Source organism: Endozoicomonas sp. 4G, assembly GCF_023822025.1.
Taxonomy (GTDB): Bacteria; Pseudomonadota; Gammaproteobacteria; order Pseudomonadales; family Endozoicomonadaceae; genus Endozoicomonas_A.
Genome location: NZ_CP082909.1, coordinates 4,525,712 through 4,539,268, shown reverse-complemented (window position 1 = coordinate 4,539,268; position 13,557 = coordinate 4,525,712). Strand labels below are relative to the sequence as shown.

The 13,557-nt window shown below is 48.9% G+C and carries 4 protein-coding genes; all 4 read right to left on the bottom strand.

What is annotated here, in order from left to right; genetic code table 11:
* Positions 1-8 precede the first annotated feature (8 nt).
* Positions 9-4,970: a hypothetical protein gene (locus K7B67_RS17890; protein ID WP_252177236.1), complete on the bottom strand. Its 4,962-nt coding sequence runs from the start codon at positions 4,968-4,970 to the stop codon at positions 9-11.
* Positions 4,967-10,498, bottom strand: coding sequence for a hypothetical protein (locus tag K7B67_RS17885; RefSeq protein ID WP_252177235.1), 5,532 nt, complete (start codon positions 10,496-10,498; stop codon positions 4,967-4,969). Before K7B67_RS17885 ends, K7B67_RS17890 begins: the two co-directional genes overlap by 4 nt.
* Positions 10,499-10,705: 207 nt before the next feature.
* Positions 10,706-11,209, bottom strand: coding sequence for a hypothetical protein (locus K7B67_RS17880; RefSeq protein WP_252177234.1), 504 nt, complete (start codon positions 11,207-11,209; stop codon positions 10,706-10,708).
* Between the two features lie 2 nt (positions 11,210-11,211).
* Positions 11,212-13,497, bottom strand: a complete 2,286-nt coding sequence (locus tag K7B67_RS17875; RefSeq protein ID WP_252177233.1) for a S8 family serine peptidase — start codon at positions 13,495-13,497, stop codon at positions 11,212-11,214.
* Positions 13,498-13,557: the final 60 nt, after the last annotated feature.

Here is a 13,557-nt window from a genome sequence, read left to right as displayed (position 1 = left end):
CCACCACCTCAGAGTTCAGTAGAAAGCTTGATTGAGGGGGCATTGTTCTTGTTGTGAACTGTTTGATCATCGCCCCGTTGCGATTGGTAGAGAAACCCGAGAGTGTAGGTGTAAGGAACACTTTCTGCGTGGGAGAACGACCATTTAGGTACATTGTTTTTAAAGTATTGCTCCCAGCCCTTCTCATACAGTTTCATGGTGCGATCACGGCGTTCGCGGAACTGCAGGTAATTCTCGTGTCGTGTCCAGCCGTACATCTTGTTGCTGGCTTTCACACGGTTGGCATAGGCTTCATCGGTTTCATTGAAGCCTTGAGGACTGGCAATCGCCGTGCGTTTCACATAGTCATCGTCCGTTTCACCTACGCCCCGCCAGCGGTTAATCCTGTCAAGACTTCGGCCCAGGGGGCCACCCAGCCATTGAGTGAGCAGCTTGTTGTCGTTCATAAAGAAGTCGAACGCGAGACTTGACGTCAGGGTAAATCCTAAGGTTTGGGCGAAAGTAAACCCGGATATAACACCGTGGGCGTATGCTCCGACAGTGGCAATGGGGCCCAGCATCAGGCCGGTCGTGGCAGAGGCCAGCGTTTTCACTGTTTTTGGTGTCACCCGGTGCAGCAGTGGTACTTGAATCCCTTGTCTGGAGCCCATGGATTTCACCATTTCAGGCACCAGACGGGAAATGCTGCGATACATCCGGGGGTTGGCATTGTACTGTCTGGTAAACAGTTCGGAGCCGGTTTTCAGCAGAATCGCCGAGGAAGCAGCTTTGCCCAATGGCATGGCCAGCCCACCCACTTCAGCGATTTGCTCAATTCTGCTGTGTTCGGCATACCGATCGGTTCGGTCAGTATCAACACCATAGTGTTCGAGCCAGTGCTGGAAAGGTATCAACATCCGGTGCAGATAATCGCCCCGGTTGGTCAGATCCAGAAGATAGAAATACGCCATGTTGGCGAGGGACTGCCAGGTAGCCTCCAGGGCATTACGGGTCGCCAGCAGAGGTTTGTAACTGGCGTAGTACCAGGTGACGGCCTGTACCAGAGAGGCGGAAGGTTTGATCCAGTAATCAAACAACTGTCGTCCAAAAGCGGTGCCATGGGCTTGCATCAAGGTGTCATGGATAGCCATGATAAATTCTGACTCAGAGATTCCCGCAGCATTGGCATAAGGTGTCAGGGTGTCCTGAAGATTGCTCAGGAAGGCTGCCGTCCTGCGACCGTTGTCAAAGGCAATGTCGTCAAGAAAATAGTTGGCGATGATTGCCGTCGTGTACTCTTTCAGGCCAGCCACCGATTCTTGCATGCCTGCCGGACCGGTTGCCGTGACCGCCACGGGCGTAAAGGCACTTTGCATGAATGCCTCTGCACTTTCATCGGACAGCTTCTGGATAGCCTCCTTGAACTCAGCCACATTGACGCCGTGTTTATTACCAAGGAAGTGTTTAAATTCAGCCACTGTCTGATCACCGTCTACACCTCTGATGGCCTTGATGTAGTGCTCAAGTTCAACCTTGCTGATCAGACCTTCACGCAGCAGAGTTATGATCTTGTTTCCGGTGGCAGAGTGGGTTTCGAAGTATTCCGAGAAGCTTTTTAGGTCCCCTGGTTGATGTTTGAGGAAGTGAAGGCCATCCGAGCCCATGCGGTGAATTTCCTGGTCGTATTCTTCTGGCCCATCGTCTAAGAAAATCCATGCTTTTGTCGCCAGATGTTCGACTTCTCTGATGATCTTATGGGAATAATATTGATACGTAGAGGTTTCCGGGAAGGTCGTCTTCAGGCCCTTGAAAAATTCCACAGCCTCGCTGGCCTGTTTAAACGTCAATGTGTCTCCCATTCGTGCCTGCAAGTGAATCGGTGCCAAGTCATCGTCAAAATCGAGATTGGCAAAGGCTGGCATGTTCTTATTGTTTTCCACTGCTGCTTTTATCAGACCAATGGTAATTTCCAGAGCTTGATTTTTGAGAGGGTGCTTCGTGAATGCGTAAATGTTTTTCAGGACTTTTGCTTGTTGCAGCGTGTATTGGTAGGAACCACCGTCCTTTTCGATGGCTTCTTCGGCAGCCTGCAGGGCTTCCCTCGCTTGCTCAAATTGTATTAGTCTGGTTTCAATAATGTCTTTCACATGGGCCTGTTTCTTAGTCAGTTGCGCATCGCCCAGTTGCAGCCACTTGTTTCTCAGGGCAGTAACCCGTTGTTCATGAGTGTCAGAAGAGGCAGATTTAAGGTCCATGTCTTCTTCAGTAACGTCAAGCAGCTTCTTCAGCCAGCGTTCAGTTCGCTTTGCTGTCTGCCTGGCTCCGGCCGCCTCACGATCAAGAACGAATCGGGGTTTAGGCCCCGGGCGGGCAATTTGTCTGTCAAGCTCATTAGTAATGGCTGCGACACGCTCATTAATGTTGGGATAAGGATAAGATGCTTTGAAAACGTTCCGACCCAGTTTTTGGAGTTTTGCTTCAATCAGACGATTCTGGTCGTCGATCGTGGCATCGTCTCTATAGTCTTCAATGTTGAGTTGATGAGCCATTTGTTGGTTCCAGACTCTCCTGGCCTGTTCATCTTCATAGGTTTTGTCTACTTCATTCTGTAGTTCCTCAATTTTGATTCTTAGCGCATCGGACTGTTCAGGCAGGTCGGCGTCGTCTTTAAGCGCTATCTGCAGATCACCGGCCAGCTGAGCCATCAACTTTTTGCCTCTTTCTATAGTGGCAGGGTTTTCAAAAGGGTTGATATTCAGCACCTCTTCTATAGCATCGAGGCGCTCTGTCTTTTGTTTTCTGACCCACTGGTCCCGTTCGCCAAGTCCTGTCGCTTTGTCACCCTCTTCCTCTGACGGCTGTGTGGCTTCTCTGATGTATATCCTCAAGTAGTTAGAAATGGCCCGATGATTGCGGTACACATCGTCCTCTGGATAAAACCACTCCGGCATCAGAATAGCTCCCACGGCACGAAGTTTGCTCGCTATTTCAGGCATGGCTTTGGGGTGCCCTGGTGTCCTGATGTCTTCCAGTTCTGATTCCAGCTCTTCAAGCTCGTAGAGCTGTTTAGACATCTTTGTATATTGCGTGCCGAGCTGACGATGCACTGCCTTAAGTTGTTGATCCAGACTTTCTTTTTCAGCAATCACTGTGTTAATGGTTTCAAGCAGGCGTTGTTGCTGAATCTCAAGATCTGCATCGCTATCAAAACCATCAAGCTTTAAGTGTCTGGCAATGGTTGCAAAGCGAGCTTTGGTTGCCGCTATTTTTTCAGTTTCTGTTCTGATGTCCAGTTGCTGAAGGTATTCTTGCCTGGTCTGAGCTATCTCTTGCCGCAGGTGCTGTTTAAGGGCGCATTTACGGTATCCCAGGTGATAATTGTTATTCGAAAGTTCGAGCTGACTTTCAAACTCAGCCACTTTGTCGCGGATGACCTCCTCAATCAGAGCTGTCTCTTGTTCCATTTGCTGTTTCAGGCACTGCCGAATGGACTGAAATCGGGCAGCCAGATCGTTTTCATTGTCTGGAGTAATATCGTGCTTGCTTTCAATAGAGGCCAGTGCGTTTTTTACAGCCTCATTTACAGCCTCATTTACCGCCTCATTCGGAGGCTGGCCCGGTCTGTTGATTTCATGAATTTTCTCTCCGATGAGGTCGATGAGTTCTTCATCTGAATAATCGGTCTCATGCCAGTGGTCCATATTAAGCGCATCGACCAGTTGCTCGTTGTACTTTCCTATGGTTTTCCATATAGGATCACGAACGTCTTCTCTCAGCCTTAGCGTTCGATGGATTTGCTGCTCAAGTTCCTGCAACCATTTTTTACGTTTTTCCAGCTTTTGCAGATGCTCAAGATGATGTAGTCGGGCTTCAGGGTTAGCCAGTTTGTTCCAGATGTCCTTATTGGTTAATTCTTCCTGTTGTTGCAGGTCCGGCTCTGGCTCTTCTGTTCTTGTTGCTCCTTTAGAATTGTAAAGATTTCTGGCATTACGGAATGGTTCTTCCAGGCCCGGAATTCTTTTGCTCTCCTCCTGAACATCGGGCGGATACTGTATCTGGCCACGGAAAACAATCACCTCCCCCGTAGCTTCTGTTACTTCCAGTTTTGGATAGCCCTCGGGCACAGGGTAAATTTGCGTGTCATCTTCGACGTGCACAACATACCCGACCGGTTTGCTGTGTGCTAACAGTCTATTAAGAGCCTGCTGTTGTATATCCTGTTCCAGAACATGAACCTGAAAATAGGCAGAGTTGGCTGCTGCCAGCAGCGCCTCATCATTGACAAAGAGCGATTGGCCCAGTCGTTTGAGTTCAGGAGGTTGGTCACCCCCTGAGATAAGACGCATGAAGGTACGCCCCTTGACTTCAATCTTGTCTACATCAAGGGTGGCAAGGGCGATATAGTCATCACTTGCGCCGAGTTTTCCTGCTCTGTCTTTGGCAAGTTTGAGTACTTCGTGGAATACAGCATCGGGTCTGGCAATTTCTGATAAGGGTTCCAGTGTGTCCATGCTGGTTTCGTCACGCAAAGCCTCAACCGAATCCTGATCGGTCATTCCGGCCCTGACTTCAATGACCAGTTCTTCTTGTTCGAGGTTATGGCTGAACCTGAAGACGCCCTCATCACCCACTTTCAGGATTTTGGTGTATTTCAGGGCAGCGTCATTCTCGTCTGTTTCAAACAGGTCAACAATGGAAACGCCAGCGTTGTTGGACATAATGTCTATGAAAATAGGAAAACTATGGTGTTCACTGTATGGATCCCGGACAGGGTAAGTGGTGGTAAAGGATTTAGGTATTGGCTGCTGGTTATCATCCAGAGTCGGCTTAACTACGGCCTCACTCTGGAAAAGCTCCGTTTGTTTATTGTTCCCAATACCGGCAAACTTTGTCTGAAGCCTGCGCTCGGCCAGTGCCTGTGTACTGATGAAGGAAGCGCTGATGGCAATGGCCACTGCAAGGCCTAATGCGTTGGGGCAAGCATTGGTCATTCCACTACCTCAGAGTTCAGTAGAAAGCTTGATTGGGCATTGTTCTTATTGTGAACGGTTTGATCATCGCCCTGTTGCTGTTTGTAGAAAATCCCAAGAGTGTAGGAGTAAGGAATACTTTTTGCGTGTGAGAACGACCATTTAGGTACATTGTTTTTAAAGTATTGCTCCCAGCCATTCTCATACAGTTTCATGGTGCGATCACGGCGTTCGCGGAACTGCAGGTAATTTTCGTGCCGTGTCCAGCCGTACATCTTGTTGCTGGCTTTCACACGGTTGGCATAGGCTTCATCGGTTTCATTGAAGCCTTGAGGACTGGCAATCGCCGTGCGTTTCACATAGTCATCGTCCGTTTCACCTACGCCCCGCCAGCGGTTAATCCTGTCAAGACTTCGGCCCAGGGGGCCAGCCAGCCATTGAGTGAGCAGCTTGTTGTCGTTCATAAAGAAGTCGAAAGCGAGACTTGAGGTCAGGGCAAAGCCGAAGGTTTGGGCGTAGGTAAACCCGGATATAAGACCGTGGGCGTATGCTCCGACAGTGACTACCGGGCCCAGCACCTGACCGGCCATGGCAGAGGCCAGGGTTTTTACTGTTCGTGGTGTCACCCGGTGCAGCAGTGGTACTTGCACTCCTTGTCCGAAATCCATGGAATTCAGCATTTCTGGCACCAGACGGAAAATGCTGCGATACATCTGGGGGTTAGCGTTGTATTGTCTGGTAAACAGTTCGGAAGCGGTTTTCAACAGAATCGCCGAGGAGGCGGCCTTGCCCAATGGCATGGCCAGCCCTCCCACTTCAGCGATTTGTTCAATTCTGCTGTGGTAGGCATATTGCCCGGTTCGGTCAGTATCAACACCATAGTGTTCCAGCCAGTGCTGGAAAGGTGTCAACATCCGGTGCAGATAATCACCCCGGTTGGTCAGATCCAGAAGATAGAGATACGCCATGTTCACGAGGGACTGCTCGGTAGCCTGCTGGGCATTACGGGTCGCCAGCAGGGGTCTGTAATTGGAGTAGTACCAGGTAACGGCCTGTACCAGAGAAGCGGAAGGTTTGAGCCAGTAATCAAACAACTGTCGTCCAAAAGCTGCGACATGGGCTTGCATCAAGGTGTCATGGATAGCCATGATAAATTCTGACTCAGAGATTCCCGCAACATTGGCATAAGGTGTCAGGGTGTCCTGAAGATGGGTCAGGAAGGTGGCCGTCTTGCGACCGTTTTCAAAGGCAATGTCGTCAAGAACATAGTTGGCGATGATCGCCGCTGCGTACTCTTTCATGCCAGCAACGGATTCTTCCATGCCTGCCGGACCGATTGCCGTGACAGTCACTGGCGCAAAGGCACTTTGCATGAATGCCTCAGCGCTTTCATCCGGCAGATCCCGGAGAACATCCTTGAACTCAGCCACCTTGACGCCGTGTTTATCACCAAGGAAGTGTTCAAATTCAGCCACTATCTGATAACCGTCTATACCTCTGACGGCCTTTATGTAGTGCTCAAGTTCAACCTTGCTGATCAGACCTTCACGCAGCAGAGTTATGATCTTGTTACCGGTGGCAGAATGGGTTTCGAAGTATTCCGAGAAGCTTTTCAAGTCCCATGGTTGATGCTCGAAGAAGACTGAGCCCATGCCGAGAATTTTTTCGTTGTATTCTTTTGGCCCCTCGTCTAGGTACTTCAATGCTCTTTCCGCCAGATGTCTGGCTGTTTTGATGAGATTCTGGGGGTCAGCTTCTTTAAACACAGAGGGATCCGGGGGAACCGTCTTCAGGCTCCTGAAAACTTCCACAATCCGGCTGGTCTGTTCAAGCGTCAGTGTGTTTTCCATTCGCGCATGGAAGTGAACCGGTGCCCATTCATCGTCAAAATAGCTAATGGATGGTACTCCTAATTCACTGTTTTCCTCTAATGCTTTTAACAGGCCAATGGTGGCTTGCAGAGCTTGTTTTTTAAGAGGGTGCTGTGTGAATGCGTGAATTTCTTTCAGAACTTGTACTTGTTTCGGCGGGTACTGGAAGGAGCCACCGTCCTTTTTGACGGCTTCTTCGGCAGTCTGTAGGTCTTTCTTTATTCTATCAATGTTCTCCAGCCTGGCTGTAATCTTCTTCATCCAACGGGAATATTGCTTAACCAGTTGGTCGGACTCGTCCTCGCCGATGGTAAGGTCAGGACTGGCCATTTTCGACCATTTTTGTAACACGGCAATAAACCGTTGCCTATGAGTGTCAGAAGGAGCGGATTTAAGGCCAAGGTCTTTTTCAGCAATATCAAGATCCTCCTCCAGATAGCTTTCCGCGCCTTTTAATGCCTGCCTGGCTTGGGCCACCTCACGATCAAGAACGAATCGGGGTTTAGGCCCCAAGCGGGCTACTTGTCGGTCAAGTTCATTATCAATGACTGCCTTACGCTTATTAGCGTCAAGGCTTTGAGGCTCGATATTCAGCTCGTGTTCTATAGCCAGAAGATATTCAGTCTGTTTTTCTATGGCTCGCTGATCCGATTCTTCGACTTTATAGGTGAGGCGTGCACGAATCCTGTCTTCCCCCTGAAGATCCTTCATAGCTGGACTGTCATCTTTCCAAAGCTTTTTATTGCTATCGTCCATCAGGTATTTAGAGAAACTGTGGTAATCAAGCTTTGTACGAACTGCACGAAGTCTTGTCGCTTTGTCATCCCCTTTATTGATTTTGACTTTGAAATATCGTTCAAAGTCTTTAAGAGTTTCCAGAGCCTCACGTTCTGACCGCTGTCTGGCTTCTACGATGTGTGTCTGCAAGAGGTTGGAAATGACCTGACGACGGAGGTATACATCGTCATCGTTATCAAAGTCCACTGTCTTCAGAATACTTGCCACGGCACTAAGTTTGCCCAATACTTCAGACATGATTTTGGGGTGCCCCGGTGTTCTCATGTCTTCCAGTTCTGATTTCAGCTCTGCAAGCTCGGAGAACCATTCGGTTGTCTTTAAATTCTCCCTGTCTAGCTCATGAGTCATTGTCTTAATTTGTTGGTCCACACTGTCTTTTTCAGCCATCATTGCGTTGATTGTTTCAAGCAGGAGTTCTTGCTGAATCTCAAAATCTGCATCGCTATTAAAACCCTTAAGGTTTAAGTGTTTGGCAATGATTGCAAAGCGATCTTGGGTTGCAGCTATTTTTTCAGCTTCCGTTCTGCTGCCCAGTTGCTGAAAATGCTCTTGCTCGACCTGAGCTATCTGTTTCCTCAGGTGCTGTTTAAGGATGTGTTGACGGTATTCCAGGTGCTCATTGTTATCCGGAAGGTCGAGCTGGCTTTCAAATTCAGCCAGTCTGTTGAGGATGGCCCCCTCGACCAGGGCTATCTTTTGTTCCAGATGCTGCTGAATGGACTGAAATCGGGCAGCCAGGTCGTTTTCATTGTCTGGAGTAATATCGTGCTTGCTTTCAATGGACGCCAGTATGCTTTTTACAGCCTCATTCGGAGGCTGCCTCGGTTTGCTGATTTCCTCCATTTTCATTCCGATGAATTCAGTTCCTGCTTCAATTGAATAATCGGTCTCATCCCAGTCGTCAATATTAAGCGCCTTTGCCAATTGATCGTTGTACTTTCCTATGGTTGCCTCTATAGGATCACTAACCTCTTCTCTCAGTTTTAGCGTTCCATCGATTTCCTGCTCAAGTTCCTGCAACCATTTTTTACGTTTTTCCAGCTTTTGCAGATGCTTGAGATGATGTTGCCGGGCATCAGGGTTAGCCAGTTTGTTCCAGATGGCCTTATCGGTTAATTCTTCCTGTTGTTGCAGGTCCGGCTCTGGCTCTTCTGTTCCTGTTGCTCTTTTAGAATGGTAAAGATTTCTGGCATTAAGGAATTGTTCTTTCAGGCCCGGAATGCTTTTGCTCTCCTCCTGAAGTTGTTGTTCCTGGTTTTTCAGGATTTCCTGCTCGGCACGAAGCGTTGCCAGCTCATCTTCGATGTGTTGGGTGGCCTCTGGAACTGCCGTTTGCTGCAACTGATTTTTAAGGCGGAGGAGTTTGGCTTCTTTTATCTGTAAATCTTCCAGCCTGTCGTACATTTCAGGCAGTTGCTCGGCCATGTCGCCCATGACTTTGGCAGTAAACTGTCCTTCGTCCGCAAGATCTCCAAAATGATTGACGCTGGTTTTGCTGGTAATCATGTTGACGGCGGACCTTAACGATTCAACAAAGCATTGATTGTTCAGAATGTTTTTGATTACGGGGTTGAAGCTGAAGTGTCTTTCGAGTTGAAACTGTAACCAGGTGGGTGTGATAACCGACGAAGCGGCTCTGATGTGTCCCAATGCGAATTTAAAGGTATAGGCATGATACGGTGTAGCACTGGTCAATGCCTGATAAAGGTATTCATAGTATGCAATCCTCCACAGTGTATAGAGTTTAAAGTAATCGTTGTGTTGGTAATAAGCCGCTGATTCTTCCAGCAGTGCCATCTGCCTGCTCCGAAGGACGTATCGGTAGCTTGTGGTGTCATAGCTTTCAACCTGTGTCTCTACTGCATCGACGGGTTCAGTATCCAACAATTTTTTCCAGAGAACATGGAGGTTTTCTATAAAAGCGACATCGGACGGATACTGTGTCTGGCCACGGAAAACAATAACTTCCCCCGGTGCTTCTGTTACTTCCAGCTTTGGATAGCCCTCGGGCACTGGGTAAATCTGAGTGTCATCTTCGACATGTACAACATATCCGACCGGTTTGCTGTGCGCTAACAGTTCATTAAGAGCCTGCTGTTGTAAGTCCTGCTTCAGGACATGAACCTGAAAATAGGCGGAGGTGGCTGCTGCCAGCAGCGCCTCATCATTGATAAAGAGCGATTGGCCCAGGCGCTTGAGTTCAGGAGGCTGGTCACCCCCTGAGATAAGACGCATGAAGGTGCGCCCATCGACTTTAACCTTGTCTACTTTAATGGTGGCAAGGGCAGTATAGTCATCATTGGTGCCGAGTTTTCCTGCTCTGTTTCTGGCCGCTGAGAGCAATTCGTCGAATATATCGGGTCTGGCAATTTTTGATAAGGGTTCCAGTGATTCCGTGAAATCCATTTCATCATCCACAGCCTCAAGAGAATCCTGACCGGTCATTCCGGTCCTGACTTCAATGACCAGCTCTTCTTGTTCAAGGTTATGGGTGAACCTGAAGATGCCCTGATTACGCACCTTCAGGATTTTGGTGTATTTCCTGGCCGCATCATTCTCGTCTGTTTCAAACAGGTCAACCATGGAAATGGCTTTGTTACTGCCAGAAAGGCTGTCTATGAAAGTAGGAATAAAATGGTTCGCGTCGTATGGAGCCCGGTCAGGGTAGGTGGTGGTAAAGGATTTAGGTATTGGCTGCTGGTTATCATCTAAAGTCGGCTTAACTACGGCCTCAGTCTGGAAAAGCTCCGTTTGTTCATCGCTGCGAATACCGACAAACGTTGTCTGAAGTATGCGATCGGCCTGTGCCTGTGTACTAATGAGAGAGGAGCCGATGGCAATGGCTACAGCAAGGCCTAATGCATTGGGGCGAGTCGTCATACCACTACCTCGGAGCTGAGTAGAAAGCTTGATTGATAGGGCATTGCTCTTATTATTGACCGTAAACTTTTTTATCATCGCCCGTTGCCGTTCGTACAAAATCCTAAAGTGTAGAAGTAGGGCGTACTTTCTGCATGGGAGAACGAGTATTTAGGTATATTTTTTTAAAGAGCCTGACTTACATCCGTCAGGCTTGGGGGGCAGCCCTTAAAGCGGCTGATTGAGGTTTTCCAGCAGTTCGATCCTTACGGAAGAAAGGCCTGACGATGCACGCAATTGTGCGTCCAAAGCCAGAAGATCTACGGAATCTGCTGCTTCAAAGATTGCCAGGCGAGAACTTCCCATCCGCTTGTGCAGGCTCAAACCGTGCTTTGCAGCGAACTCAGTAGCATCCACTCCCTTGTCCAGCAGAACCGTAAAACGTCCGGTGACCTTGACCGATTGACCGGTCAGTTTGCTGGTCAGAGTCATGCCTTTGGTGACAGCCGGTCTGGCCGTTTCAGCATTAAGCGAGAAGGTGCGAGCAACAGGAGCATTCACAACAAAGCTGCGATTGTTCAGTGTGACCAGATTCTGAGCAGCCTGCTGGCTTGAGTTCGGGGGACTCCCTGCGTTGTCCACAGGTAATTCCTTATTGGCGACTGCTGAGGTTGATACGACGCAAGTCGTTAGTAGTATCAGGCTTGTTTTCTTTATTGTTTGGATTCCCACGGTTACTTCTCCCCTACCAGTTCATGAGCAAAGTGTTCGCCATAAAAGGTGATACCCCATGTATCCAGTGTAGAGTCCACCGAGTTGTTCACAAAAGTCACTTCCGGGTTCAGCGACGGAATGTCCTTGCCGTTGGTATCAATGACGCGCAGAGTCCAGGTTCCGCCAGCACGCTCACCGTAGAAGGCGTTGCTGAGCAACATCATGTCCTTGTACATGAATGTTTCGTTCGCTGGGGTCACACCAAACACCCAGTCGTAGGAAGCAAACGTACCGGTACGAGCAGTCATCATGATGCTCTTGGTGCCAGAGGGGGAAGTCAGCTCAAAGGCGGTATCGCTACCGATTGTAGAGGCTTTTTTCAGCCCTTCTTTTTGCAGGTCTGTAATAACACTGTCGTTAGACAGGGTGACACGGATCTGAACTTCTTCAACAATACCACGCCAGTTGTTGACCCGGATGCTGTGAGTCACCCCCTTAGCATTGTTGTCGGGAACGGTTACATCGGCTTTGGCATCAATCCAGCCAGAACTGGTATAAGTACCCAGATAGTCGTCGTAAGTTTTAGCCATCTTCACAGCGGCACCGGCATTAACACGACCAAATCCAAACAGGTTATTGAAAGAATAACCGGCCGCATTGGTGACCCAGCCGTCGTGAGCCACGTAGTTACTGTTACCTACCGGTAGGACAACCTGTGGATCTTTAGGGGCAATCTGGTCGGCTGTAGAAGCAATGATGTACTTCACATCACGCCAGCTGAGATTATTGTTCGCTTCCAGAATCAGAGCGGTAACGCCCGAGGTGTTCGGTGCAGCAGAAGAGGTGCCATTGAAGGTCTGAACGTAGTTACAGCCGGGATCCAATTCAGCACTGATCTCTGAGTTGACACCATTGAGTGGGTACATTTTGCCGTATGGGTAGCCCTGGTAAACATTCAGGTAGAAGTTTTCATTTGCAGAACCACTGTAGCCGAGTTCACAGTTACTCTGGTCAGTAGTGATCATAGCAGGCTCACGGAAACCGTACTCCCCCGAGGGTGCAGAAGCCCATAGGGCAGAGCCCGCGGTAGAATAGCTGGTGTGTGTGCCGTCAGCATTGTTGGAACCTACGACCATCTGATAAGGATGGTTGTTACCTGAGTTAATAGAAGCATTAGAGCAGGTCAGGCCATTGGCATTGGCCCCGTTCACTGCACAAAGACCCAGACCCAGCCTGAAGTAACTCTCAGACAAGTCTGAGTCATTGAAACTGTTACCAGCCGATTTAACGACAACGGCACCTTTACCCTCTCTGAGATTCAGGGCTGGATAAGCATCAATGTAGCCGTCTACTTCAGTATCATGGATAACGCCGTTGGTCTGGATAAACAGAGTTGAACCCCAGCTTTTGTTGATAACGTCCTGATCAGCCCCTTCGTACATACCATGAATAGTGGCCATCGCTTCATCGGTCTGGTTTTTCAGGAAGTTCTGACCCAGCAGAGTGGCTTGCGGAGCAACACCCCGGCCACCCAGACCATTACCCGCAGAAGCAGCAATCAAGCCTCCTACACTGGTACCGTGGTCACCCATGCTGTCGTAAATATTGGTCGGATCATTGGAGTCTTTTTCAACAAAGTTGAAGGAACCTTCTGCCCGATAGTTGTCAACCAGATCTTCATGGGTACTTTCCAAGCCCGTGTCGGTTACGGCAACAACGATACCTTTACCGGTATAGCCCATGGCATGAGCAGTGGCTGCGTTTATGTCCTGGTCAGCGACGCGCAGAGCCGGGTTGAAAGTATAGCGATGCGGGTTGTTGGCAATGTATTCATCGTCAACACCGAAGTAGGCTTTGGACCATTCAATATAAGCGTCCATGCCCTCCTGATTCTGTGAGAAGGCACTTTGCCCGACATTGGTCAGATGCCACTGCTGACCATAAAGTGGATCGGTAGAAACATTAGTCACCCTCAGAGTGCCGTGATGCGTCTTTTTTCGATGGGACATTCGATGGGAAATGGTAAACGGTATCTCTACATCTTCACCGCTGGTGGAGATATAACTGTAGCGACCCTTACCCAGGCTGTATAACACCCCATGAGAAAAGACAAAGCGGTTGCCACTCTGTTGGACAGTGCCTTCGAAAGAAACGGTTTGCAGATAGGGAGGCAGGTTTGGCAGGCTGATTGAGACGGGATCTGTGACCCAGTGGTTGTTGCCATCGACGGAGAGTTCGATTTTACAACCAGCAAGTGTCAGCGCCATAACGCCCACCGCCAGAGGTTTCATTATTCTTCTTTTCATTTTTTATCCTGAAACATTACTTCCAATGTAACCCTTTAACCAACCGTATCGGGTTGTTTG